The 23,698-nt window shown below is 70.6% G+C and carries 23 protein-coding genes; 8 read left to right on the forward strand and 15 right to left on the reverse strand.

The window, feature by feature from the left end; genetic code table 11:
- Positions 1–85: 85 nt before the first annotated feature.
- Complete coding sequence (locus JOE67_RS06015; RefSeq protein ID WP_204974590.1) at positions 86–1,120, forward strand: LLM class flavin-dependent oxidoreductase; 1,035 nt, start codon at positions 86–88, stop codon at positions 1,118–1,120.
- 143 nt (positions 1,121–1,263) lie between these two features.
- On the opposite strand, the gene JOE67_RS06020 is transcribed toward JOE67_RS06015, so the two are convergent.
- The 3 genes from JOE67_RS06020 to pheA all read right to left on the reverse strand — a co-directional run bounded on the left by JOE67_RS06020 (position 1,264) and on the right by pheA (position 3,488).
- Positions 1,264–1,650 (reverse strand): endonuclease domain-containing protein, encoded by a 387-nt coding sequence (locus tag JOE67_RS06020; RefSeq protein ID WP_204974591.1) that lies wholly within the window; start codon positions 1,648–1,650, stop codon positions 1,264–1,266.
- Positions 1,651–1,721: 71 nt separating this feature from the next.
- Entirely contained in the window at positions 1,722–2,060 is a 339-nt protein-coding gene (locus JOE67_RS06025; protein WP_204974592.1) for a hypothetical protein, read from the reverse strand.
- A 486-nt stretch (positions 2,061–2,546) separates the two neighbouring features.
- On the reverse strand, positions 2,547–3,488 hold the full coding sequence (pheA, locus tag JOE67_RS06030) for a prephenate dehydratase (protein WP_204974593.1): 942 nt from the start codon (positions 3,486–3,488) through the stop codon (positions 2,547–2,549).
- A gap of 127 nt (positions 3,489–3,615) precedes the next feature.
- Here pheA and pgm point away from each other — a divergent pair, with 127 nt between their 5' ends.
- Positions 3,616–5,259, forward strand: coding sequence for a phosphoglucomutase (alpha-D-glucose-1,6-bisphosphate-dependent) (gene pgm, locus JOE67_RS06035; RefSeq protein WP_204974594.1), 1,644 nt, complete (start codon positions 3,616–3,618; stop codon positions 5,257–5,259).
- A 75-nt stretch (positions 5,260–5,334) separates the two neighbouring features.
- Here pgm and JOE67_RS06040 read toward each other — a convergent pair whose 3' ends face one another.
- From JOE67_RS06040 to JOE67_RS06075, 8 genes are all read right to left on the reverse strand, one after another.
- Positions 5,335–6,348, reverse strand: a complete 1,014-nt coding sequence (locus tag JOE67_RS06040) for a LacI family DNA-binding transcriptional regulator (RefSeq protein WP_204974595.1) — start codon at positions 6,346–6,348, stop codon at positions 5,335–5,337.
- A gap of 112 nt (positions 6,349–6,460) precedes the next feature.
- On the reverse strand, positions 6,461–7,210 hold the full coding sequence (locus JOE67_RS06045) for a sugar phosphate isomerase/epimerase family protein (RefSeq protein ID WP_204974596.1): 750 nt from the start codon (positions 7,208–7,210) through the stop codon (positions 6,461–6,463).
- A gap of 62 nt (positions 7,211–7,272) precedes the next feature.
- On the reverse strand, positions 7,273–8,178 hold the full coding sequence (locus JOE67_RS06050) for a sugar phosphate isomerase/epimerase family protein (RefSeq protein ID WP_204974597.1): 906 nt from the start codon (positions 8,176–8,178) through the stop codon (positions 7,273–7,275).
- Entirely contained in the window at positions 8,175–9,335 is a 1,161-nt protein-coding gene (locus JOE67_RS06055; protein WP_204974598.1) for a dihydrodipicolinate synthase family protein, read from the reverse strand. Before JOE67_RS06055 ends, JOE67_RS06050 begins: the two co-directional genes overlap by 4 nt.
- Entirely contained in the window at positions 9,335–10,486 is a 1,152-nt protein-coding gene (locus JOE67_RS06060; protein ID WP_204974599.1) for a Gfo/Idh/MocA family protein, read from the reverse strand. The genes JOE67_RS06055 and JOE67_RS06060 overlap by 1 nt, the downstream gene beginning before the upstream one ends.
- Positions 10,487–10,567: 81 nt before the next feature.
- Positions 10,568–11,035 (reverse strand): MarR family winged helix-turn-helix transcriptional regulator, encoded by a 468-nt coding sequence (locus tag JOE67_RS06065; RefSeq protein ID WP_204974600.1) that lies wholly within the window; start codon positions 11,033–11,035, stop codon positions 10,568–10,570.
- Positions 11,036–11,105: 70 nt separating this feature from the next.
- Complete coding sequence (locus JOE67_RS06070) at positions 11,106–11,555, reverse strand: MarR family winged helix-turn-helix transcriptional regulator (RefSeq protein ID WP_204974601.1); 450 nt, start codon at positions 11,553–11,555, stop codon at positions 11,106–11,108.
- A 1-nt stretch (position 11,556) separates the two neighbouring features.
- Positions 11,557–13,194 carry an MDR family MFS transporter gene (locus JOE67_RS06075; RefSeq protein WP_204974602.1) on the reverse strand — a complete coding sequence of 546 codons (1,638 nt, stop codon included), beginning with the start codon at positions 13,192–13,194 and terminating at the stop codon, positions 11,557–11,559.
- A gap of 131 nt (positions 13,195–13,325) precedes the next feature.
- Here JOE67_RS06075 and JOE67_RS06080 point away from each other — a divergent pair, with 131 nt between their 5' ends.
- The 3 genes from JOE67_RS06080 to JOE67_RS06090 are packed head-to-tail and all read left to right on the forward strand — an operon-like array spanning position 13,326 to position 17,241.
- Complete coding sequence (locus JOE67_RS06080) at positions 13,326–14,333, forward strand: hydroxyacid dehydrogenase (protein ID WP_204974603.1); 1,008 nt, start codon at positions 13,326–13,328, stop codon at positions 14,331–14,333.
- Positions 14,330–16,246 carry a DUF2264 domain-containing protein gene (locus tag JOE67_RS06085; protein WP_204974604.1) on the forward strand — a complete coding sequence of 639 codons (1,917 nt, stop codon included), beginning with the start codon at positions 14,330–14,332 and terminating at the stop codon, positions 16,244–16,246. The genes JOE67_RS06080 and JOE67_RS06085 overlap by 4 nt, the downstream gene beginning before the upstream one ends.
- Positions 16,247–16,284: 38 nt before the next feature.
- Positions 16,285–17,241, forward strand: coding sequence for a formylglycine-generating enzyme family protein (locus tag JOE67_RS06090; RefSeq protein WP_420827653.1), 957 nt, complete (start codon positions 16,285–16,287; stop codon positions 17,239–17,241).
- 12 nt (positions 17,242–17,253) lie between these two features.
- Here the strand turns inward: JOE67_RS06090 and JOE67_RS06095 are convergent, their stop codons facing one another.
- Genes JOE67_RS06095 through JOE67_RS06105 form a run of 3 tightly spaced genes read right to left on the reverse strand, consistent with a single transcriptional unit; the run spans position 17,254 to position 19,036 of the window.
- Entirely contained in the window at positions 17,254–17,607 is a 354-nt protein-coding gene (locus JOE67_RS06095) for a DUF202 domain-containing protein (RefSeq protein ID WP_204974605.1), read from the reverse strand.
- The gene (locus JOE67_RS06100) at positions 17,604–18,017 is read right to left on the reverse strand and encodes a YidH family protein (RefSeq protein ID WP_204974606.1); all 414 of its coding nucleotides are present in this window, start codon (positions 18,015–18,017) and stop codon (positions 17,604–17,606) included. The genes JOE67_RS06095 and JOE67_RS06100 overlap by 4 nt, the downstream gene beginning before the upstream one ends.
- Before the next feature lie 44 nt (positions 18,018–18,061).
- A complete protein-coding gene (locus JOE67_RS06105) occupies positions 18,062–19,036 on the reverse strand; it encodes a LacI family DNA-binding transcriptional regulator (protein WP_239528008.1) in 975 nt (324 codons plus the stop codon).
- Between the two features lie 73 nt (positions 19,037–19,109).
- On the opposite strand from JOE67_RS06105, the gene galT reads away from it, so the two are divergent.
- The 3 genes from galT to JOE67_RS06120 all read left to right on the forward strand — a co-directional run bounded on the left by galT (position 19,110) and on the right by JOE67_RS06120 (position 22,083).
- Positions 19,110–20,294: a galactose-1-phosphate uridylyltransferase gene (galT, locus tag JOE67_RS06110; protein ID WP_338041517.1), complete on the forward strand. Its 1,185-nt coding sequence runs from the start codon at positions 19,110–19,112 to the stop codon at positions 20,292–20,294.
- A complete protein-coding gene (galK, locus tag JOE67_RS06115) occupies positions 20,291–21,472 on the forward strand; it encodes a galactokinase (protein WP_204974607.1) in 1,182 nt (393 codons plus the stop codon). The genes galT and galK overlap by 4 nt, the downstream gene beginning before the upstream one ends.
- Positions 21,473–21,573: 101 nt before the next feature.
- Positions 21,574–22,083 (forward strand): GNAT family N-acetyltransferase, encoded by a 510-nt coding sequence (locus JOE67_RS06120; protein ID WP_204974608.1) that lies wholly within the window; start codon positions 21,574–21,576, stop codon positions 22,081–22,083.
- An 89-nt stretch (positions 22,084–22,172) separates the two neighbouring features.
- Here JOE67_RS06120 and JOE67_RS06125 read toward each other — a convergent pair whose 3' ends face one another.
- Positions 22,173–23,603, reverse strand: coding sequence for a gamma-aminobutyraldehyde dehydrogenase (locus tag JOE67_RS06125; RefSeq protein ID WP_204974609.1), 1,431 nt, complete (start codon positions 23,601–23,603; stop codon positions 22,173–22,175).
- Between the last annotated feature and the right edge of the window lie 95 nt (positions 23,604–23,698).

Consider the following 23,698-nt stretch of genomic DNA (forward strand, 5'->3'; position numbering starts at 1 on the left):
CACGGCATCCGGCCTCCGTCGCTCGCGTCGGGCGCGTCAGATCTCTTGTGGAATGCCCGCGCCGCCTGCGCGGTTGGCACTGACGATGAGTACTCCCGCGCTTTCCGTTCTCGACCTCGTTCCCGTCCGCTCAGGACAGACCTCCGCGCAGGCGATCGCCTCGTCGATGGCGCTCGCCCGGCACGCCGACGCTCTCGGCCTCGCGCGCTACTGGTTCGCGGAGCACCACAACATGCCGTCGGTGGCGTCGACCACTCCCCCTGTGCTCATCGCCGCAGCGGCCGCACGCACCGAGCGGATCCGCGTCGGCTCGGGCGGCGTCATGCTGCCCAACCACGCCCCTCTGATCGTCGCCGAGCAGTTCGCCGCGCTCGAGGCTCTCGCGCCCGGCCGGATCGACCTCGGCATCGGCCGCGCACCGGGCAGCGACCCGGTGATCACGCACCTGCTGCGCCAGTCGGGAACGACCGGCGATGTCGAGCGGTTCCCCTCGCACGTGCAGGACATCGCCGCGATGGTGCAGCCGGACGGCGCGACCGTGCGGTTCACGAGCGGCGGCGAATACGGCGTGAAGGCCACGCCCGTGGCATCCGGCGCCCCCGCCATCTGGCTGCTCGGATCGAGCGACTACTCCGCCCAGCTCGCGGCGGCGCATGGTCTGCCGTACGTGTTCGCGAACCACTTCGCCGGCACCGGACTCGAACGGGCGCTCGACCTGTACCGGTCGCAGTTCCGGGCATCCGAGGCCCTGTCGGCACCCCTCACGTTCCTGACGGCGAACGTCGTCGCCGCATCCACCGCAGAAGAGGCGAACGACCGCGCCCTGCCGCAGATGCGCGCGATGGCGCGCCTGCGCGGCAACAAGCCGATGCGGGTTCTCGAGACGGTCGAAGAGGCGCTCGCCGCTGCTCCGGATGCTGCCGAGCAGCCCCTCATCGAGGCGATGCGTCAGCGCTGGTTCATCGGCACGGGCGACGAGGTGCGCGCGTCGCTGGCCGCGTTCGCCACGCAGCACGGTGTCGACGAGATCATGCTCTCCCCCGTGGCGGGCTCGTACGATGGCGAGCCGCTGGACGAGACGCCTGGCCGCACGCAGACCCTGGATCTGCTGGTCGCCTAGCCCTCGGCCGGGCGCCGGGGGCGGGGCCCACCGGCGGCGGGCGGCGGGCGGCGGGCCCCGCCCGGCCGACGCCCACCGAGAGGTCGATAAAGCACCGGAAAGACCGCGTTCCGGTGCCTTTTCGACTTCTCGTTCGCCTTGCGTCACGACCGTGATGCGATCGCGTGGCGGATGCGATCGACGACCGCCCCCGGATGCCCGAGATCGGCCTGCGTGAGGCGGATGACGATCCACCCGCGACCCTCGAGCTCACGCTGCCGCTGGATGTCGCGGCGCCACTGCTCCCTGTCGGCGCGATGCCCGTCGCCCTCGTACTCGATGGCGACCTTCCACTCGGGGTAGGCGAGATCGATCCGCGCCACCAGCCGCCCACCGTCGAGCTCTCGATATTGAACCCATGGCTCCGGAAGACCCGCGGCGAGCAGAAGCAGTCTCGTCTCGGACTCCTTGGGCGATTCAACCCCGGCGCGTGCCAGCGGAAGGGCGTCGCGAACCGCTACGCAGCCGCGGAAGGGGCCCCACTCGGCCAACCGGGACTCGATCTGTTCGCGGGTGCAGACCGGTCTGCCTGGCAGGAGACCTGGATAGTTGTCGGCGGTTGTCATGACCGCGTCAGCAGCACGACGACCTGAGTCGCGGTCAGCTCGGCAGCCGTGCTGAAGACGGCCGCCAGGGGATCGACGACCGCGACGCCGTCGATGATCCAGGTGGTCGCACGGCTCGTCGTCAGGCGCCGCCCCTTGACCCGTGTCGTGCGCGGCGGGTTCTCGTCTCGTGGTGCCGCGACCTCGAGCGGCTCAGCGGGTGTCCACCGCACGGGGAACGGCAGGCGCCAGGCCCGCAGAGCGCTCCGGCCGATCAGCCTCTGCGACGGACGCATCCGCTGCGCGTAAGCCTGCATGCGGTCGAGAAAGCCCGTCTCGGGACGTCGAGCGCGCACGCCGTGAAAGGGTCGAGCGAGATCACGCGCCCTCATCCGGCCCCTGCCGACGCCGAGCGCCCGCGCGTCGGCGACGCTGAATCTCTCCCCGAGCTGATGAGGAAGCGGAGTCCGATGGCGCATGCGCCCCATGCTGGGCGATACGGTCACCCGCACGATCGGCTTTTCGCACGAGATGCGCACAACTCCGGCATCCGCTCGCCCGTGCAGAACGACCGAGAAGTCGAAAAGGCACCGCAGAGCCCGCCTTCCGGTGCCTTTTCGACCTCTGGGCAGTGAAGGGCGGGGCACACCGGGCACCGGGTTGCGCCTCCGGCATCCGCTCGCCTGTGCAGGACGACCGAGAAGTCGAAAAGGCACCCCAGAGCCCGCGTTCCGGTGCGTTTTCGACCTCTCGGCGGTGACAGGCGGGCACACCCGGCAGCCGGCCGGGCCGGCCGGCCGCCCCCCGCGCGTCAGGCGCCGGAGCGCACCGGAACCCCCGGGCTACGCCTCGGGCTCGCCGTGCAGCAGAGCGCGCAGCCAGTCGCGGGCCTCGACGAACACGCCGTCGGCGTAGCGCTCGGGGTAGTGCACGATCTTGCGGTCGGCGCGCGGGTACGAGCCCAGGAAGACGACGCGCGGGCTGAACCGGCGGATGCCGAGCAGCGCGTCGGCCATGCGCTCGTCGTACGCGTGCCCGTCGGCATCCACCACGAAGCGGTACCTGCCCAGCGCGTCGCCGACCGGACGCGACTGCAGCAGCGACAGGTTGATGCCGCGGGTCGAGAACTGCTCGAGCATGTCGAGCAGAGCGCCCGGTCGGTCGTCGGGCAGCTCGACGATCAGCGAGGTCTTGTCGGCTCCCGTGGGCTCTGCGGGGGGCGTGGGCTTCGAGACGAGCACGAAGCGGGTCACGGCGTTGTCGTTGTCGCCGATCTGCTCGGCCAGCACCTCCACGTCGTGATGCTGCACGATGCCGGGCGCGGCGATCGCCGCCTGCGCGGGCGACGATCCGTCGAGCACACCGAGAATGGATGCCACGTTGCTCGCCGCGGGAATATGCGCGTGCTTCGGAAGATGCTCGCCCAGCCAGCCGTGGCACTGCGCATACGCGACGGGATGCGCGGCGATGACGTCGACATCTTCCAGCTTCGTGCCCGGCTTGCCGACGAGGATGAAGTTCACCTTCACGAGGTACTCGCCGATGATCCGGAGTCCTGGCAGCGTCGCGAGCGCGTCGAGCGTGGTCGACACCCCGCCTTCGACCGAGTTCTCGATCGCGATCATCGCGGCATGCGACACACCCGACAGCACGTCGTCGAGCGCTTCGCCGACGTTGTGCACCGGCCGCCAGTGGTGACCCCTCGCCTCGGGCACCTGCTCGAGGGCGGCTTCGGTGAAGGTTCCGGCGGGGCCCAGATAGCTGTAGGTGCGGCGTTCGGTCACCCGGCCAGCCTAGCCCCGGGGTCCGGCCGCCCCTGCGGCTGTTTCCGGATGCCAGAACGCAGGCCTCCCGAAAGTCCGCAGCCGCCCGGAGGTGCGCCGCAGCACCCGGGCGGGGCAGACTATCACCATGACGAGCCGAGCTGGCCTCCCCGCGGAGGAAAAGGACCTCATCGATGTCGACGAGCTGATCGCCGCGTACTACGACCGCATCCCCGACCCGTCGGATCCGGGCCAGCGAGTCGCCTTCGGAACGAGCGGCCACCGCGGTTCGTCCCTCTCGACGAGCTTCAACGAGCAGCACATCGCCGCCACCACGCAGGCCATCGTCGATTACCGCCGCGAGCAGGGCATCACCGGTCCGCTCTTCCTCGGCCGCGACACGCATGCGCTGTCGCTGCCCGCCGAGCGCACGGCGATCGAGGTGCTGATCGGCAACGGGATCGACGTGCGCGTGGACTCGCGCGACTCGTGGGTGCCGACGCCCGCGCTGAGCCATGCGATCCTCACCCACAACCGTGGACGGGCATCCGACGACGCGGGTCGCGCCGACGGCATCGTCGTGACCCCGAGCCACAACCCTCCTCGGGACGGCGGCTTCAAGTACAACCCGCCGCACGGCGGTCCCGCCGACACCGATGCGACCAGCTGGATCGCCGACCGCGCCAACGCCCTCATCGAGGCGGGCCTCGAGGGTGTCGAGCGCATCCCGCACGCCGACATCGACGACGACTCGATCGGCGAGTACGACTTCCGCGACGCGTATGTGCGCGATCTGCCCACCATCATCGACATCGATGCGATCCGGCGCGCGGGCGTGCGCATCGGCGCCGATCCGATGGGCGGGGCATCGGTCGAGTACTGGCAGCTCATCAAGGAGATGCACGGCCTCGATCTCACGGTCGTGAACCCCGAGGTCGATCCGACCTGGCGCTTCATGACCCTCGACTGGGATGAGAAGATCCGCATGGATCCGTCGTCGCCGAGCGCCATGGCATCCCTCGTCGCGAAGCGGGGCGACTACGACGTGCTCACCGGCAACGACGCCGATGCCGACCGGCACGGCATCGTCACCCCCGACGCGGGGCTGATGAACCCGAACCACTACCTGGCCGTGGCGATCGACTACCTGTTCTCGCATCGCGCGGAGTGGCCCCGCGACGCCGCGATCGGCAAGACGCTCGTGTCGTCGATGATCATCGACCGCGTCGCGGAGTCGCTCGGCCGCCGCCTGCTCGAGGTGCCTGTGGGCTTCAAGTGGTTCGTGCCTGGTCTGCTCGACGGCTCGGTCGCGTTCGGCGGCGAAGAATCGGCCGGCGCGTCGTTCCTGCGCAAGGACGGCACCGTCTGGTCCACCGACAAGGACGGCCTGCTGCTCTGCCTGCTCGCCGCCGAGATCATCGCCGTCACCGGCAAGACGCCGTCAGAGCGCTACCGCGAGCTCGAGCAGGCCTTCGGCTCGTCGGCGTACCAGCGGGTGGATGCTCCGGCGACGCCGGAGCAGAAGGCGACGCTGGGCAGGCTGGCTCCGGATGCCGTGAGCGCGACCGACCTGGCGGGCGAGGCGATCACCGCGAAGCTCTCTCACGCCCCCGGCAACGGTGCCGCGATCGGCGGGCTGAAGGTGCAGACCGAGCACGCCTGGTTCGCGGCTCGTCCTTCCGGCACCGAGGACGTGTACAAGCTGTACGCGGAGAGCCTCAAGGGCCCCGAGCATCTCGCGCAGGTGCAGGAGGAGGCACGGGCGGTGGTCAGCGCCGCCCTCGGCGGCTGACGCCCTGCCCCCTGACAGCGAAGAGCCGTCTCCCGCTCCGGGGGACGGCTCTTCGCATCGTGGAAGCAGCGGAGGTCAGAGACCGGGCGTGCTCTCGCGCACGACGACCTCGAGCTCGAGCGGAGGCTGCTGCCACTCGGCATCCACGGTCGCCCGGAACGCCTCGAAACCGAGGTCGGCGAGCGGCACCCGCACGGTCGTCAGGCGGGGCGTCACGTCGCGGCTGACCGGCACGTCGTCGAATCCGCACACGGCGATGTCGTCGCCCACGCTGCGGCCGCCGTCGCGGATCGCCGTCATGGCTCCCACCGCGACCACATCGCTGAGCGCGAAGACGAGGGTTCCGGCATCCACTCCCTCGGCCAGCGCCGTCGTCATCGATGCCGCTCCCGACTCGCGTTCGAAGCTGCCGCGGTAGACGCGCTCGATCCGGCCGCCGCTGTCGCCGAACCCGGCGGCGAACCCGGCGAGTCGGTCGTCTGAGGTGCGCACGCCCTCGTCGGCGCCGATCGCGATCGCCCGGCGATAGCCGAGCGCAGCCATCTCTCGGCCCAGCCGCTCGGCGCCGCCGCGGTTGTCGATGCGGATGCTGCGGTCGCCGCCCTCGCCGAAGGTCACCGTGCGTCCGCCGAGCGGGGCGAACGCCGCGAGCTCGGCCGTCGTGCGGTCGTCGGCCGTCTCGGCCCTGGATGCTGCGAGGATGACGCCACGAGGACGCTGGCCGCGCAGCGCCCGCAGGATCTTCGCCTCGCGGTCGGCGTCGCGCTCGGTGATCGCGACGGTGACGATGAGCCCTTCGGCATCCGCCCCGCGGGCGACGCCGGCCGCGATCTGGCCGAAGTACGGGTCGGCGATGTCGGCGACCAGCAGAGCGATCACAGCCGAGGTGCCCCGGGCGGTGGCCTGTGCCGACGCGTTGGCGGTGTAGCCGAGCTCGTCGGCCGCCTTCTCGACGCGCTCTCGGAACGACTCGGCGACCTTGCGCTCTGATCCGTTGAGAACTCGCGACGCGGTCGCCAGCGAGACTCCCGCCGCGCGGGCCACATCGTGCAGCGTGGGCGGTGAGGTGCGCGTGCCGTCAGCGGTCATGAGCAGAGCCTACCGAGCACCGTGCGCCGCCGATTCACCGCTCAGGTCGCGATTCGTCCCGGAGAAACGGCGGGAAAGCGTGCCGGATCGCGACCTGAGCGAGGCGACGAGGTCACCCGCCATCGAGCCAGCGGCGCAGCGTCGCGGCCTCGGATGCGAGCAGCTCGGGGTCATCGTCGGGAACGAACTCGATCAGCGCATCGCGGGGCGGGGCGGGGTTCGCGGCGGCGGCGGCGAAGAGCGGATGCCAGAGGCTCTTCCTCTCATCGAGCCGGAGGCGCCGGTCGAAGGGCCACCAGGAGAAGACGTGCACCGCGCTGACATGCGCGGCGAGCGCGTCGTACTCGGCGAGCGCGACGGCGTCCGGCGCGTCGACGGTGGGCTGCCAGTACGTCGTGAGCCCTGGCACGTCGGCGATCAGGCGCAGCGCGGCCTGCGGGGTGTCGGCGACCGTGCCGCGGTGGAACTCGAGCGCGAGGGCGATGCTGCGCTCCGAGGCCTCGGCCGTGGCATCCCGCAGCCGGGAGGCGATCTGCGCGTACTGCCCGGGCGTCGCGTCGGCCGAGTCGACGCGCCCGGCCCAGATGCGCACGCGGTCGGCACCCAGAGCCGAGGCGCTGTCGAGGATCGGCGTGAGCGGCTCGTCGGCGCCGCTGCGGAAGTACGAGCCGTACGAGCAGACCGCGAGTCCGGCATCCGTCGTCACTCGCGCCACCTCGGCGGCGCGATCCGGGTCGCCGGGCGGCACGTGCACGTCGCCGCCCCATTCGATCACCTCGAGACCGGCGTCCGCCGACAGCTCGACCACCCTCTCAGGCGCGAGCTGCCGGAACGTGACCGAGCACAGGCCGGGTCTGATCATCGTCGTCTCCCGTTCGAATCGCTCACCTTGTCGGCTTCTCGCCGTCGACGCGACCATTCACGCTACTCGAAGGTCCCTGGCGCCGGCAGATGCGGCGACACCGTCGCGGCGAAGGCCGCGGCAGTGCGCGCGACGACGGCCTCGGGGGCGTCGGACCAGATGTCGGCGTTGAAGATCTCGACCTCGATGTCACGGTCGTAGCCGGTCTCGACCACCGCCCGGGTGAGTGAGCCGAAGTCGATGATCCCCTCACCCATGTAGTGCCGCGAGAGCAGCACGTCGGCGGGGAACGGGGTCTTCCAGTCGCACACCTGGTAGGTCGAGATGCGGCCCTCGCGCCCTGCGCGGGCGATCTGCTCGTGCACCTGCGGGTCCCACCAGATGTGGAAGGTGTCGACCGCCGTGCCGACCACCTCTGGGTCGAAGTCGGCAGCGATGTCGAGCGCCTGGCCCAGCGTCGACACGACGCATCGGTCGGACCCGAACATCGGGTGCAGCGGTTCGATCGCGAGGGTCACGCCCGCGCTCTCGGCATACGGCGCGAGAGTGCCGATGGCATCCCGGACCCTCTCGCGCGCACCCGCGAGGTCGCGCGATCCCTCAGGAAGGCCGCCCGCGACGAGCACGAGCACGGCGGTCGACCCGTCGGCGCCCGCCGCGGCGAGCGCAGCGGTCTCGTCGATCGCGCGGCGATTGTCGTCGAGGGCGGCGTCGCGCTCGGCACCGGCCGGGAGGGTGAAGAACCCGCCACGGCAGTGGGTCGTGAAGCGCAGGCCCGAGTCGGAGAGCATCTTCGCGGCGGTGTCGAGTCCGACCTCGTTCACCGGCTCGCGCCAGAGCCCGATGGCCCGGATGCCGGCATCCGTCGTGACCCGCAGCGCGGTCGCGAGGTCGGCGTACTTGATCGTCGCCTGGTTGATCGAGAGGCGCGGGTCGGGCGCCGGATACGCCGGGTGGGAAGTGCTCATGCGGCGATCCCGTTCAGCTTCAGCATCCCGTGCCAGCGCTCGCGAGCGAGCCCGGGATTCTCCAGGGCGAGCGACGCGTTCGCGAGCTCGACGATGCGCGACAGGTGCGGCAGGCTGCGCGCCGAGTGCAGACCTCCGACCATCTGGAACGCGGGCTGATGACCGTTCAGCCACGACAGGAACGCGACACCCGTCTTGTAATAGAAGGTCGGAGCGGCGAACACCTGCCTGCTGAGCTCTTCAGTCGGCCCCAGGATGCGGCGGTAGGCGTCTCGGTCGCCGGCATCCAGCGCCTGGATCGCGGCCGACGCGACTGGGGTGATGGCGGCGAACGCGCCCAGCAGTGCGTCGGAGTGCCCGCTGTCGGATTCGTCGATGAGCCCGACGTAGTTGAAGTCGTCGCCGGTGAACATGCGCACGCCCTGAGGAAGCCGCGAGCGCACCGAGATCTCGCTCTCGGCGTTCAGCAGGCTCATCTTCACGCCTGCGATCTTCGACGGGTCGTCCTGGACGATGTCGAGCAGCACCTCCGACGCGGCCTGCCACTCGGTCGACCCGAAGTAGCCCTCGAGCTCGGGGTCGAATGCGGTTCCGAGCCAGTGCAGCACGACCGGACCGGTCGCCCTCGACAGCACGGCACGGTAGACGCGGCGGTAGTCGTCGGCCGAGGTGGCGACGCGGGCGAGGTGACGCGAGGCCATCAGCACCGGCCCCGCCCCCTGCTCCTCGGTGAACTCGAGCTGCGACACGTACGCGTCGATGACCTGCTCGAGCGAGATGTGCGTCTCGGCGACGTGGTCGGTGTTGACCCCGACGACGACCGATCCGCCCTCCTCGCGCGCCACCTCGGCGCTGCGGGCGATCAGCTCGCGGGTCGCCGCGGCGTCGAGGCCCATGTTGCGCTGAGCGGTGTCCATGGCATCCGCCACCCCCAGCCCCCACGAGTACACGTTGCGGCGGAAGGCGAGCGTCGCGTCCCAGTCGATGTCGGCCGGCTGTCCGGGGGTGTTGTCGGCGTGCGCCTTCGGCACGACGTGCGCGGCGGCGTAGGCGACCCGCGAGCGCAGCGGTGAGGTCGGACGACGGTAGCCGCCCGAGTCGTTCAGTGCGGCGTCCGACAGCTCGCCGGATGCCGAGAGGAGGCGAAGCGTCGTCATCAGAGCGACAGCTTCTCGATGGCGACCTTGCGGCCCTCGGCGCTCGAGGTGAGGCCGGCCTCGGCGAACTGCACGCCGCGTGCGCCGGCGAGCAGGTCGAACGCGTAGTCGGTGCCGAGCACGTACGACTCCAGGTACTCCTCCCACTGCTGGCGGAACCCGTTGAGGAAGACGTCGTTCGTGGGCACGTTCTGCCAGTCGGCGTCGTAGTCGTGCGTGTCTTCGAGGTCGGGGTTCCAGACCGGCTTCGGGGTGGCGTTGCGCGGCTGGATCTTGCAGCCGAAGAGACCCACGACCGCCGAGCCGTGCGTGCCGTCGACCTGGAACTCGACGAGCTCGTCGCGGTTCACTCGAACCGTCCACGAGGAGTTGATCTCGGCGATCACGCCGCCCTCGAGCTCGAAGATGCCGTACGCCGCGTCTTCAGCGGTCGCGGTGTAGTGCTCGCCCTTCTCGTCCCAGCGGTCGGCGATGTGCACGGCGGCCTGGGCGTAGACGCTCTTGACCTCGCCGAAGAGGTTCTCGAGCACGTAGTTCCAGTGCGGGAACATGTCGCTGATGATGCCGCCGCCGTCTTCGGTGCGGTAGTTCCAGCTCGGGCGCTGCGCCGGCTGCCAGTCGCCCTCGAACACCCAGTAGCCGAACTCGCCGCGCACCGAGAGGATGCGCCCGAAGAAGCCGGAGTCGATCAGGCGCTTGAGCTTCTGCAGGCCGGGGAGGTAGAGCTTGTCGTGCACGACACCGGTCTTGACGCCGGCCGTCCTGGCGAGGCTCGCGAGCTCGAGCGCCTCAGCGAGCGACTCTGCGGTGGGCTTCTCGGTGTAGATGGCCTTGCCTGCGGCGATGGCCTTGCGGATCGCGGTGGCGCGGGCCTTGGTGACGAGGAAGTCGGCGTAGATCTCCCACTGCGGGTCGGCGAGCGCGGCGTCGAGGTCGGTCGTGTAGTCGGCGATGTCGTGCGTGGCGGCCAGCTCGGCGAGCTTCTCTTCGCTGCGGCCGACGAGCAGCGGCTTGACGGTCACCTTCGAGCCGTCGGAGAGCTCGATGCCGCCCTGGTCGCGGATCGCGAGGATCGAGCGCACCAGGTGCTGCCGGTAGCCCATGCGTCCGGAGACGCCGTTCATGATGATGCCGATCTCGCGAGTCGCCATGGTGTTCCTGTTCTGTCGGGTCGTCGTCGGTAAACGCTTTCCGTGAGTGTACCCAGGACGCGACGAACGATGCAACCGCGTTCAGCGGGCGAGCTCGTGGAGCAGCTGGGCCACGCGGTCGAGGTCGCCTGCCGACCAGCGGCGCAGCTTCTCGCCGAGCCTGCCCTCATAGGCGGCGCGCGCGGCTGTCACGCGCTCTGTCGCGAGGTCGGTCGCGATCAGGCGTCGCGCCCGCCGGTCGTCTGGGTCGCGGATGCTGTCGACCAGACCGAGCTCGGTCAGCTGGCGCACCTGGCGGCTGATGGCCGATTTGTCGGTCTGCAGCCGCTCGATCAGCTCGCCGGCGGTCGTCGCATGCCCGCTGACGATCGAGGCGAGCACCTGATAGCCGAGGGGCTGCAGATCGGGATGCACGGTCGCAGCCGCCTCGCGCCACCCGACGCGGATGCGGGCGAACAGCCGGCCGAGCTCCCGCTCGACGCGGTGCACGGCGTCGTCGAGCGCCACCCCGTCGAGGGCGCCGTCGTCGGCGCCGTGTGCATCGCTCATGCCGTCAGCCTAACGACGGCGTGGCGCCCAGGGCGCAGCCCTCATACGCAGGCAACACAGGATGCAGGATTCAGGCCTCGGCGAGCACCCGGAAGACCTTCGAGGCGACCTCGATCTCGGCGGGGGTCAGCCCGATCATGGCCGAGCGCATGCGTTCCGCATGGTCGGCCCGCAGGGCGGCGAGCATCTCGAGCGCACGCGGGGCTGCGGTCAGCACGCGCAGACGGCCGTCGCGCTCATCAGCGCGCGACTCGAGCAGGCCCAGCTCCTCGAGCATCCGCACCTGGCGGCTGACGACCGACTTGTCCATCTCGAAGCACTCCGACAGCTGGTGGGCGTTGGTGCCGCCGGAGCGGGCGATGAACGTCAGCAGCTTGTAGCCGGCGGGCTGCAGCTCGGGATGCACGCGAGCCGCAGACTCCTTCCACAGCGTCCGAGCCTTGGCGAACATCAGGTTCAGCTGGCTCTGGAACTCGGCGAGCTGCTCGTCGAGCTCGTCGGCCGCCTGCTGCGCGCTCATGTCAGCGCACGACCCGGATGCTGCCGGTCGCGGCTCCCACCTCGGCCTCGGCGACCTCGATCGCCGAGCCCTCGGCCTGCTCGCGCAGCTGCTCGGCGGAGTTCTTCGTCGACAGGGGCTTGTTGCGGATGAACGCGATCGCGATCACGCCGATCACCGCGAGCGGGATGGCGATGATGAAGGCGTCTGCGATGCCGTGGCCATAGGCCGACTCGACGACCGTGCGGATCGCATCGGGCAGATCGCCGATCTTCGGCACGTTGCCCGAGCCGAGGGCCTTGAGCGCCTCGACCTCATCCGGCGAGGTCGGCCGGAAGCCGTCGAAGCCGCTCTTGATGTACTCGCCGACGTTCGTCGCGAGGATCGAACCCATGATCGTGACGCCGATGGTGCCGGCGATCGTGCGGAAGAAGTTGACGCCGGACGACGCGGCGCCCAGCTGCTGCGGCGGGGTGTCGTTCTGCACGATCAGGGTGAGGTTCTGCATGACCATGCCGAGACCGGCGCCCAGCGCGAACATGTACGTCGCGACCAGCCCGAACGGGGTGTCGTAGCGCAGGGTCGACATCAGGCTGACGCCGGCGACCGTGAGCACCGAGCCCAGCAGCATCCAGCCCTTCCACTTGCCGAAGCGGCTCACGAGCTGACCGATGATGATGGATGCGCCCATCTGGCCGACGATCATCGGGATCGTCATCAGGCCCGATTCGGTCGGCGTCGCGCCGCGGGCGAGCTGGAAGTACTGCGCGAGGAACACCGAGGTGGCGAACATCGAGACGCCGATCGCGATCGAGGCGATCACCGACAGGGTGAAAGTGCGGTTGAGGAAGAGCGTGAGCGGGATGATCGGCTCCTTGACCAGCAGCTCGACCACGATGAAGGCGATCAGCACGACGGTCGAGCCGATCGCCAGCGTATAGCTGGTGACCGAGTCCCACTCGAACTGCTGCCCGCCCATCGAGACCCAGATCAGCAGGCCCGAGACGCCGACCGCGAGCAGCACGATGCCGAGGTAGTCGATCGAGATCTTCGCAGCCTGCGGCTTGGGCAGGTGCAGGGTGACCTGCAGCAGCACGAGCGCGAGCACGGCGAACGGCACGCCGACGAAGAAGTTGGCACGCCAGCCCCACACGTCGGTGATGAATCCGCCCAGCAGAGGACCGCCGATGGTGGCGAGCGCCATGATGCCGCCGACGACACCCATGTACTTGCCGCGTTCACGCGGCGAGATGATCAGCGCCACCGCGACCATGACGAGCGACATCAAGCCGCCGACGCCGAGGCCCTGCACCACGCGCATCGTGATGAGCATGTCGATGCTGTGCGCGAATCCGGCCGCCACGGTGCCCGCGGTGAAGAGCACGAGCGACAGCTGAACGAGCACCTTGCGGTCGAGCAGGTCGGCGAGCTTGCCCCAGATCGGGGTCGACACGGCGGTCGCGAGCAGGCTGGCGGTGATCACCCAGGTGTACTGCGCCTGGGTTCCGCCGAGGTCGGCGATGATGACGGGCAGCGAGGTCGAGACGACGGTGCCCGAGAGCACGGCGACGAACATGCCGACGATGAGGCCGGAGATGGCCGTGAAGACCTCTCGGGCCGAGCGGGTGGTCTCAGCGGATACGGAAGGGGATGAGTTCAAGGGGAAGACGCTCCTGAAAGATGGTTGATCTTCGTCAACGATACGTTATTGGTTGCTTTTGTGCAACCATTGCGTCCTGTCAACTATTCCACGCGTTGCGGAACGGTCTGGGAAAGCGCTTCACTGGGTGCATGCCCCACTCCCGCCCCCGAGCCCACGCCGTCATGGACGTCGACGCCTTCGAGCTGCTGTTCGACGAGACCAGGCGCGAGCGCTTCGCATCTCTCGCTGACGTCGCCGGCCGGATGCTGATCACCGACCTCGACGACCCCGCTCACGCCGCGCTGCTCGCCGAGACAGAGGTGCTCGTCTCGTCGTGGGGTATGCCCCAGCTCGACGCGGAGCGGCTGTCGCGCATGCCGAAGCTGCGCGCCGTGCTGCACGCCGCAGGCAGCGTGCAGCACATCGTCTCGGAGGAGTTCTGGGCCCGCGGCATCCGGCTCACCTCCGCAGCCGACGCGAACGCCGTGCCGGTCGCGGAGTTCACCCTCGGCGCCATCCTGCTCAGCGGCAAGCGCACCTTCACGCACCTGCAGACGCCGCACGACGCCACCTGGAACGCGTGGACCGCGCGACGGATCGGCAACGTCGATCGCACCGTCGGCATCGTCGGCTTCTCACGCATCGGCCGTCGGGTCGTCGAGCTGCTGCGTCCGTTCGACGGCATCCGCACGCTGGTCTCCGACCCCTTCGCCGATCCAGATGCCGTGGCTGCAGCCGGCGGCATCCTGCTGTCGGTCGACGAGATGCTGCCTCAGGTCGACGTGCTCTCGCTGCATGCCCCCGCGCTGCCCGCGACCAGGCACATGATCGCCGCACCGCAGCTCGCGGCACTCCCGGACGGGGCCACTCTGATCAACACCGCCCGCGGTGCCCTGCTCGATCACGACGCGCTGCTCGCCGAATGCCGAACCGGCCGGCTCGAGGCCCTGCTCGACGTCACCGAGCCCGAGCCGCTGCCCGCGGATCATCCGCTGCGCGCACTGCCGAACGTCGCCATCACCCCGCACCTCGCAGGCTCGCTGGGCACCGAGGCCCGCCGTCTCGCCGACTCCGCGCTCGCCGAGCTCGCCGCGTACATCGCGGGCGCGCCGGCGACGCATCCGGTGACCCAGGCCGAACTGGAGATCAGCGCATGATCCCGCTGCCAGACGACGACCGCACCGTGTCGCCCTTCACAGGCTGGACCCGCGAGCACTGGGTCGCCGTGGCCGACGCGATCCTCGACGGCGCCGCCCGGCATGCGAGCCCTGCGCAGTCGCTGATCCGCTACCCGGGCACGCCAGGCGGCCTCGGGCGGGCGATCGACGGGCTCGAGGGATTCACCCGCACGTTCATGCTCGCGGCCTTCCGCATCGCCGGCGACCCCGACGGCACGAAGGACGTCGCCGAGCGCTATGCGCGCGGGATCGCCGCGGGGGTCGATCCGCAGCATCCGGAGCGGTGGACCCGCCTCGACGAGCACAACCAGGCGAAGGTCGAGGCCGCCGCCCTCGCGCTCGGCCTGCACCTCACCCGCGACACGGTGTGGGCGCGGCTCGACGAGCGCGCCAGGCAGAACACGATCGACTACCTCGCCGCGTCGATCGGCGCGCAGTACTGGCCCAACAACTGGGTGTGGTTCCGGATCATGGTGTCGCACTTCCTCGAGAGCGTCGGCGGGCCGTTCTCGCCAGACGACCGCGCCGAGGACTTCGCGCTGCTCGACACGTTCGACCTGCCGGGCGGCTGGTCGAGAGATGGCGTCGGGCGCAACTTCGACCACTACTGCGGGTGGGCGCTGCCGTTCTATCCGGTGTTCTGGGCGCAGATGGTCGACGGCGTCCCCGCGCACGCCGAGCGCGTCGCCCGCTACCGGACGCGACTCGACGACTACCTCGACGACGCGCTGCACCTGATCGGCGCCGACGGGGCTCCGCTGATCCAGGGCCGCAGCCTGACCTACCGGTTCGCCACCGCCGCCCCCGCATGGGCTGCGGCGTTCGGCGGCGCGAGCAGGCATGATCCGGGACTGCTGCGCCGTGCGGCGAGTGGCCAGGTGCGACACTTCGTCGACCGCGGTGCGCCCGACGCCGACGGCATCCTCTCTCTCGGATGGCACGGCGAATGGCGGCGGATCGCGCAGAACTACTCCGGCCTCGGGTCGCCCTACTGGGCATCGAAGGGGATGCTGGGGCTCGCGCTGCCCGCCGAGCATCCGGCCTGGACGGCGACCGAGCAGCCGCTGCCGATCGACCGCGGGCCGTTCGCCCGCACGATGACCGCACCCGGCTGGCTGGCGACCGGAACCGCCGACGGCGTCGTGCGCATCGTGAACCACGGCACAGACCATCGCCTCGAGGGCTCTCTGCAGCCGGACTCGCCTGTGTACGCCAAGTTCGGCTACTCGACCGCGACAGCGCCGACGCTCGACGCCGCATCTGCGGCCGCCCCGCTCGACGGCACCGTGGCGCTGCTGCGCGAGGCGCTGCCGAGCCACCGATCCGGATTCATCGCCGGGCCGGTGCGCGAGCTCGACGGTTCGACCCTCGTCGGATCGTCGCGAGCGCAGGCGCACTGGCCCGTCGACTTCTCGTTCGTGCCCGACCATGGGGTGAGCGAGTACGAGGGCCGCACGGTGGTCGGCCCGTGGATCGACACGGTCTCGCTCGTCCGCGGCGCATGGGAGGTGCGTTTCGTGCGTGTGCATCACGACGGTTTCGCGGGTGAGGCGCTGCGGGTCGGCGGCTGGGCGCTGACCGCTCCGGATGCCGGGATCGCGGGCGACGCGTGGGCGACGAGCGCCCGCCTCGCGTCTCGAGTGGTCGTGCTCGGAGGCACGCCGACCGCAGCATCCGGCGTGCGCGTGCAGGACGATGTGACACCGCTGGAGGGCAGGACCGCGGTGCCGTGGATCACGGTGGCTCCCGCCGCCGGGGAGTGGCATGCCTTCGGCATCCACCTGGGCGAACCAGCCGGCGCCGGGCATCCGCCCACCGTGGCCAACGACCTGATCACCTGGCCCGACGGCGGCACCGTCTCCGTCGGTTCGATGCTCGAGGCCGCCGAATAGGCTCGGAGCAGAGCGCCGCCTCGGCGCTGGAAGGAGAGCTGGTGGACGCGGACTGCTCATGCGGTTGCGGAACGCCGACGCGCGGCGTCTTCGGCTCGATACCGCTGCGCCCGACCGCGACGGTGCCCGACGCGGCGGCGCAGCATGCCATCGAGCAGGCGGTCCTCCCCGCCGGAACCTTCGTCATGGGCGACTCGTCGGGCGACCGCAATCGCGGCGACGGTGAGGTGCCGCAGCATCCGGTGACGCTCGAGGCCTTCTCGATCGACGTGACCAGTGTCACCAACGACGCCTTCGCGCGGTTCGTCTACGCCACCGGCTACGAGACCGAGGCGGAGCGCTTCGGATTCTCCGCCGTGTTCCATCTCGCTCTCGCCGCCGACGACGGCGACGTGATGGGCCGGCCTCCCGGCACGCCGTGGTGGCTCGGCGTGAAGGGGGCCGATTGGCGGCATCCGGGCGGACCGAACTCCACGATCGAGGGGCTCGGCGAGCACCCCGTCGTGCACGTCAGCTGGAACGATGCCCAGGCGTATTGCGCGTGGGCGGGCCGGCGCCTGCCTACAGAGGCCGAGTGGGAGTACGCGGCCCGTGGTGGGCTGGAGCAGAGGAAGTATCCCTGGGGAGACGACGAGGTCGACGCGGGCGGCTGGCGTGCCAACATCTGGCAGGGTGACTTCCCTCGGATCAACACGCTCGACGACGGCTGGCTGACCACGGCGCCCGTGCGGTCGTTCGAGCCGAACGCCTACGGTCTCTGGCAGATGGTCGGCAACGTCTGGGAATGGACGTCCGACTGGTTCGACCCGAGCTACTACGGGGCGTCGCCCGCCGAGGCCCCCGCAGGACCCGCCGTCGGCCAGGCGAAGGTGCTGCGCGGCGGCAGCTACCTCTGCCACATCTCGTACTGCAACCGGTACCGCAACTCCGCGCGCTCGCAGAACACCCCGGACTCCTCGATGGGCAACGCCGGCTTCCGCACCGTCGCCCTGTGACAGCGGGGCCGGTCAGCGCCCGCTGAGCAGCACCGCGATCAGCCCGAGCGCGCCGACGGCCGCCACCACCGCGGCGATCAGCATGAGCGCCAGCGCACCGCCGATGCGCGGATCGTCGCCACGCGACCACTGCCGCATGAAGGACTGGTGCCGGCGCCGCGACACGATCCAGAGCAGGCAGGCCAGCAGCAGCCCGACCATGCCCGGCACCACCCACTCCGCGCCGCCCAGCCACTCGGGCAGCAGACGCAGCGAGACCAGCGATCCGACCGCGACAGACAGTGCCGTCCTGCGCCACGACAGCGAAGTGCGCTCCAGCTGCAGGCCCGCGTCGAACGGGCCGGTCCGGCGATCGGAGCCGCTCATCGCAGGACGGCGAGCAGAACCAGCACGCCGGCCGCGACGACCGCCACGGCCAGAACGATGCCGGTCGGCGGATGCGGCAGCGGGCGCCCCTCACGCATCCGCCGCTCCACCCGCGCCCACTCGAACCACGCGACCACGGGCAGCACGATGCCGGTGATGATCAGCACGAGCGATGCCGCGAGGCGCAGCGGTGCGTACAGGTCCAGCGCCAGCGCCTCCAGCGCCACGCCACCCGCCATGAGCGCGAGAGCAGTGCGCGTCCAGGCGAGGAACGTCCGCTCGTTGGCCAGAGAGAACCGCACATCGGGTTCGTCGCCGCGACCGAACACCGCGCGAGGGAATCTGCGATCTGCGTTCACCTGACGGGCCGTCCTCTCGCGCGCCGCGGGTCGGACGCCTGAACAGATCATTTCACGCCCCACACGGCCCGTGGATTCACGAGACCGCCCGGCCGTCAGGCGCTCGCGCGGGTGATAAGGCGGGGCGCGAGCAGCAGGTCGGCAGGATGCTCGCCCTCGATCCACGACACCAGGCGGCTGACGGCCTGGTCGCCGAGCGCGTCGAAGTCCTGCCGCACTGTCGTCAGCGGCGGAGTGAACTGGGCAGCGTCCGCGATGTCGTCGAATCCGACCACGGCGACGTCATCCGGCACGCGGCGCCCGATCTCGGCGAGCGCGCGCAGCGCGCCGAGGGCCATCTGGTCGTTCGCGGCGAAGATCGCGGTGACCCTCTCGGTGGGCATCCGGCGCGCCAGATCGAACCCGGATGCCGCACTCCAGTCTCCCCGTGCGACCCGCGGCGTCTCGAGCCCGGCGGCCGCCAGCGCCTCTCGCCAGCCGCGCTCGCGCTCGGCAGCGGCGAACGGGCCGGCGGGGCCAGCCAGGTGGTGCACCGTGCGGTGGCCGGCGGCGAGCAGGTGCTCGGTCGCGGCGCGAGCGCCGGCTGCGTGGTCGGTGCCGATGACCGCGAAGCGGTCGTCGGGCGGCGAGTCGACGACGACGAGGCGGAGGCCGGCGGATGCCGCATCGCGGGCCAGGGCGGTCGCCTCGTTCAGCACGATGGCGCCGTCGACCCCCTGATCGCGAAGGCGGTCGAAGGCCTCGGCGATGTCGGCGTCGGGCCCCAGGGTGAGCACGGTGAGCGCGTAGCCGCGAGATGCCGCCGATTCGGCGACCGCCTGCAGCATGCGGGAGTTGCCCACGGTCGCGAGGGTCTGCGCGACGAGGCCGAGGGTCTGACTGCGTCCGGTGCGCAGCGCGCGGGCCGCGCGGTTCGGCCGGTAGCCGAGCTCCGCCATCGCCTGCTCGACGCGCGCCCTGGTCTCGGGGTCGACCTTCGGGCTGTCGTTCGCGACCCGTGAGACCGTCTGGCCCGAGACTCCGGCTCGGGCAGCGACCATCGACATCGACACCCGCGTGGATCTCTGCATCCGGTCCCCTGATCTCGACGGTCACAACTCCGGAGTGTTGACGTTACCACGCTCGGCACGGTAGCGTGTTGACGTGAACACGGCAGAATCTCCTGAGTTGCGAACCACCGAGCTCGGCGCGGGCGTCGTCAAGCGGGCTACGCGCCTCGCCGACGGCCGCGAGCTGTTCTACTACGACGACCCCGGCTCCTCCCTCAGCGCCGACCGCGCCGTCGACGCCCGCATGCTCGACGAGCGGCCCGAGACCGCGACCATGCGGCAGGACGTGCTCACCGGCGACTGGATCACCTTCGCCACCCGGCGTCAGAACCGCGTGATGATGCCGAGCGCAGACGCCGACCCGCTCGCCCCGCAGACCCCGGCCAATCCCTCCGAGGTCCCCGCGAATTACGACGTCGCGGTCTTCGAGAACCGCTCCCCCGCATTCGGTCCGGCGCTGAACGAGGCGACGGGCGGTGCACCCGCTGCCCGCAACCCCACACGGGGCCTCGACGATCTCGCCGAGCTCGGCATCGGCCGCACGCGCACGAGCATCGGCCGCTGCGAGGTCGTCTGCTTCAGCCCCGACCACGAGGGCTCATTCGGCACCCAGACGGTCACGCGCGCCCGCACGGTGATCGAGGCATGGGCCGATCGCACCGCGGCGCTGTCGGCCCTTCCCGGCATCCAGCAGGTCTTCCCCTTCGAGAACCGCGGCGAGGCGATCGGTGTCACCCTCCCCCACCCGCACGGTCAGATCTACTCGTACCCATACGTCACCCCTCGCACGCAGCGGCTGCTCGACAGCATCCACCGCAGCGCACCCGACCTCATGCAGCGGGTGCTAGACAGCGAGCGCGACTCCGACCGCGTCGTGCTGCAGGGCGAGCACTGGACGGCGTTCGTGCCGTTCGCCGCCCGCTGGCCTCTCGAGGTGCAGCTCATGCCGCACCGGCACGTGCCCGACTTCGCGGCTCTCACCGACGCCGAGCGCGATGAGCTCGCCCCGCTCTACCTGCGTCTGCTCAGAGGGGTGGACGCCCTGTACTCGACCCCGACGGCGTACATCGCCGCCTGGCACCAGGCCCCCGTGCACACGGGCCGCGACACCGTGCGCATGCGTCTCGAGCTGACGAGCCCCCGTCGCGCCGAGGACAAGCTGAAGTTCCTCGCCGGCTCCGAGGCGGCGATGGGCGGCTGGACCGCCGAGATCCTTCCCGAGGTGGCGGCAGAGCGACTGCGCGACGCCATCGCCTCTGTTCCGGAGGTGTCTGCATGAGCGCGCTCGAGGCCGCCCGCTCCCTGTTCACCGGCCTGACCGGCCGCGAGCCCGACGGCGTCTGGTCGGCACCGGGCCGGGTGAATCTCATCGGCGAGCACACCGACTACAACGAGGGCTTCGTGCTGCCCTTCGCGATCCCGCACCGCACCTTCGCCGCCGCCGCGCTGCGCGACGACGACCGCGTGCGCGTCGCGTCGACCTTCGCCGAAGAGCCGGTGGAGGTCGACCTGGCGCAGCTGGATGCCCTCTTCCCGACGCCCGTCGGGAGCGCGCCCTCCGTGCCCGAGTGGTCGGCATATGCACTCGGCGTCGCATGGGCGCTCCGGGCCGCAGCCCCGGGTGCTACCGCCCGCGGAGTCGACATCGCGATCGCGTCGGACGTGCCGGTCGGTGCGGGCCTGTCGTCGTCGGCGGCGATCGAGGGAGCAGTGGCGTCGGCCCTCGACGAGCTCTGGAGCACCCGTCTCGACCCCGTCGCCCTCGCCCAGATCGGCCGTCGCGCCGAGAACGAGGCCGTCGGCGCCCCCACCGGGATCATGGATCAGATGTCGTCGATGCTCGGCCGCGCCGACGCGGCGACCTTCATCGACTGCCGGACGCTCGCGACCGAGTCGGTGCCCACCGGGTTCACCGCCGAGGGGCTCGAGGTGCTCGTGATCGACACGCAGGTGAAGCACTCGCACTCGACCGGCGGCTACCGCGAGCGCCGAGAGGCGTGCGAACGCGGGGCTGCGCTGCTGGGCATCCGGTCGCTTCGCGACGCGACCGAGGCAGACCTGCCGCGAGCCGCCGCGCTGATGGACGACGTGACCTTCCGGCGCGTGCGTCACGTGGTCACCGAGAACCAGCGCGTGCTCGACACGGTGCGCGCCCTCGCCGAGCGGGGCCCGCGGGCGATCGGCGACCTGCTGGTCGCCTCTCATGCGTCGATGCGCGACGACTTCGAGATCTCGGTCGCCGAGCTCGACCTCGCGGTCGAGACGGCTTTGGCGCAGGGAGCTGTCGGCGCCCGCATGACGGGCGGCGGTTTCGGCGGCGCGGCGATCGCCCTGGTCGCTCGCGACGACGTCGAGCGGATGTCGGATGCCGTGACCCGGGCCTTCGCGGATGCCGGCTACGCCGCTCCGCACGTGTTCACCGTGCATCCCTCGGAGGGTCCCCGCCGCGACGCCTGAAACAACCGGCTTCGAATCGCTCACCTGGCGATGAATCCGGGCAGAATCAATCCATTCACGCGATTCGAGCGGGGCCGGGACGCCCCTCAGAAGGAGCCGACATGGAGATCCGCCCCGCCACCTCAGCCGACGCCAACGGGATCGCCGTGGTGCACGTGCGCGCCTGGCAGGAGGCGTATCGCGGGCTGATGCCGCAGACAGTGCTCGACGAGCTGTCGATCGCCGAGCGTGAGGCCGGCTGGGCGCGCATCCTGGCCGACGACGATCGTCCTTCGCAGACGATCGTCGCCGAGCGCGACGGCGCGATCGCCGGCTGGGCGAGCTTCGGCGGCGCCCGTGACGCCGAGGCGCCCGGCTCCGGTGAGCTGTGGGGCATCTACGCGCATCCGGATGCCTGGTCGACGGGCGTCGGCCACGCGCTGATCACCGCGGTCGAGAGCGCCCTGCGCGCGGACGGCCACAAGACCGCGTACCTCTGGGTTCTCGAGGGCAACGAGCGCGCGGCGGGGTTCTACGAGCGCCACGGGTGGGCATCCGACGGCGCGCGCAAGGTCGACCACCGCCCCGGCCTCGAGCTGCACGAGCTGCGGCACGTCACGCGCCTGGGTTGACGCGCGGCGTCCTCGCCCCTGTTCAGCATCGCCGCCCCTGCTCAGCCACGTAGCTGAGCAGGGGCGGCGGCGACCAGCAGGGGCGAGGGTCAGAGCGCCGTCATCACGTGCTTGATGCGCGTGTAGTCGTCGAAGCCGTACTGTGACAGGTCCTTGCCGTAGCCGGAGTGCTTGAAGCCGCCGTGCGGCATGTCGGAGACGAACGGGATGTGCGTGTTGACCCACACGCAGCCGAAGTCGAGGTCGCGGGTGAAGCGCATCGCACGGGTGTGGTCACGCGTGAAGACCGACGCGGCCAGCGCATAGCGCACCCCGTTGGCAAGCGCCAGCGCGTCGTCGTCGGTGTCGAAGGACTGCACCGTCAGCACAGGGCCGAAGACCTCGTTCTGCACCGCCTCATCGTCTTGCCGCATGCCCGAGACGATGGTCGGCTCGAAGAACCAGCCCTTATCACCCTGGCGGCGTCCGCCGGTCTCGATCGTCGCGTGGGCCGGCAGCCTGTCGACGAACCCCTGCACCTGGGCGAGCTGCGCGGCGCTCGAGAGCGGGCCGTACAGCACGCCCTCCTCGTGCGGCCCGCCCGTGCGCGCGTGGGTCTTCGTGCGCTCGACGAGGGCGCGCACCAGCTCGTCGTGAATCGACGAGTGCGCGATCACGCGGGTCGCCGCGGTGCAGTCCTGCCCGGCATTGAAGAACGCGGCGGTGACGATGGCCTCCACCGCCCTGTCGAGAGACGCGTCGTCGAACACGATCGCGGGGGCCTTGCCGCCGAGCTCGAGGTGCACCCGCTTGAGGTCGTTCGCCGCAGACGACGCGACCGCCATGCCGGCCCGCACCGATCCGGTGATGGCGACCATCTGCGGTGTCGGGTGGGCGACGAGCGCGGCGCCGGTGTCTCGCGCGCCGAGCACGACGTTGAGAGTGCCCGCCGGGGTGTGCTCGGCGACGATCTCGGCGAGCAGCAGGGTCGACAGCGGCGTCGATTCGGCGGGTTTCAGCACCACCGTGTTGCCCGCGGCGAGCGCAGGGGCGATCTTCCAGACGGCCATGTTCAGCGGATAGTTCCATGGGGTGACCTGCCCGATCACTCCGATCGGCTCGCGGCGCACATAAGAGGTGTGCCCCGCGGCGTACTCGCCCGCGGCGCGCCCCTCGAGGTTGCGGGCGGCGCCGGCGAAGAAGCGCAGCTGGTCGATCGACTGCTCGATCTCGTCGGCCACGAGGTTCGCGCGGGGCTTGCCGGTGTCCTGCGATTCGAGGTCGGCGAACTCCTCCGCGCGGGATGCCATGGCATCCGCGATCCGGAACAGCGCGAGCTGCCGTTCGGCTGGTGTCTTCTCTCGCCAGATCGGGAATGCCGCCGCTGCGGCCGCGTATGCGTCATCGAGGTCGCGCTCGTCGGACAATGGGATCTGCCCGTACACCTCTTCCGTCGCCGGGTCGATGAGATCGAGCGTGCCGGTGCCGTGCGCGTCCCGCAGGGATCCGCCGATGTGATTCTGCAGCGTCATCGTTGCCATGCCGTTACTCTAGACCCGAACACTGCGGATTCAGAAGTTTTTTCGCTCTTTCTCTACGAATACAGTTGCAGACACCCGTTCTACGTGTCAGGATC

The organism is Microbacterium esteraromaticum, assembly GCF_016907315.1.
Lineage (GTDB): Bacteria > Actinomycetota > Actinomycetes > Actinomycetales > Microbacteriaceae > Microbacterium > Microbacterium esteraromaticum.

What these genes read in the sequence shown, in the direction of transcription:
- JOE67_RS06095 (WP_204974605.1), bottom strand. Translation starts at nt 17,607, where the DNA reads ATGAGCGGCTCCGATCGCCGGACCGGCCCGTTCGACGCGGGCCTGCAG.
- JOE67_RS06015 (WP_204974590.1), top strand. Translation starts at nt 86, where the DNA reads ATGAGTACTCCCGCGCTTTCCGTTCTCGACCTCGTTCCCGTCCGCTCA.
- JOE67_RS06055 (WP_204974598.1), bottom strand. Translation starts at nt 9,335, where the DNA reads ATGACGACGCTTCGCCTCCTCTCGGCATCCGGCGAGCTGTCGGACGCC.
- JOE67_RS06070 (WP_204974601.1), bottom strand. Translation starts at nt 11,555, where the DNA reads ATGAGCGCGCAGCAGGCGGCCGACGAGCTCGACGAGCAGCTCGCCGAG.
- galK (WP_204974607.1), top strand. Translation starts at nt 20,291, where the DNA reads ATGAGCGCGCTCGAGGCCGCCCGCTCCCTGTTCACCGGCCTGACCGGC.
- JOE67_RS06085 (WP_204974604.1), top strand. Translation starts at nt 14,330, where the DNA reads ATGATCCCGCTGCCAGACGACGACCGCACCGTGTCGCCCTTCACAGGC.
- JOE67_RS06065 (WP_204974600.1), bottom strand. Translation starts at nt 11,035, where the DNA reads ATGAGCGATGCACACGGCGCCGACGACGGCGCCCTCGACGGGGTGGCG.
- JOE67_RS06040 (WP_204974595.1), bottom strand. Translation starts at nt 6,348, where the DNA reads ATGACCGCTGACGGCACGCGCACCTCACCGCCCACGCTGCACGATGTG.
- JOE67_RS06045 (WP_204974596.1), bottom strand. Translation starts at nt 7,210, where the DNA reads ATGATCAGACCCGGCCTGTGCTCGGTCACGTTCCGGCAGCTCGCGCCT.
- JOE67_RS06050 (WP_204974597.1), bottom strand. Translation starts at nt 8,178, where the DNA reads ATGAGCACTTCCCACCCGGCGTATCCGGCGCCCGACCCGCGCCTCTCG.
- pgm (WP_204974594.1), top strand. Translation starts at nt 3,616, where the DNA reads ATGACGAGCCGAGCTGGCCTCCCCGCGGAGGAAAAGGACCTCATCGAT.
- JOE67_RS06125 (WP_204974609.1), bottom strand. Translation starts at nt 23,603, where the DNA reads ATGGCAACGATGACGCTGCAGAATCACATCGGCGGATCCCTGCGGGAC.
- JOE67_RS06060 (WP_204974599.1), bottom strand. Translation starts at nt 10,486, where the DNA reads ATGGCGACTCGCGAGATCGGCATCATCATGAACGGCGTCTCCGGACGC.
- JOE67_RS06105 (WP_239528008.1), bottom strand. Translation starts at nt 19,036, where the DNA reads ATGCAGAGATCCACGCGGGTGTCGATGTCGATGGTCGCTGCCCGAGCC.
- JOE67_RS06120 (WP_204974608.1), top strand. Translation starts at nt 21,574, where the DNA reads ATGGAGATCCGCCCCGCCACCTCAGCCGACGCCAACGGGATCGCCGTG.
- JOE67_RS06080 (WP_204974603.1), top strand. Translation starts at nt 13,326, where the DNA reads ATGCCCCACTCCCGCCCCCGAGCCCACGCCGTCATGGACGTCGACGCC.
- JOE67_RS06100 (WP_204974606.1), bottom strand. Translation starts at nt 18,017, where the DNA reads ATGATCTGTTCAGGCGTCCGACCCGCGGCGCGCGAGAGGACGGCCCGT.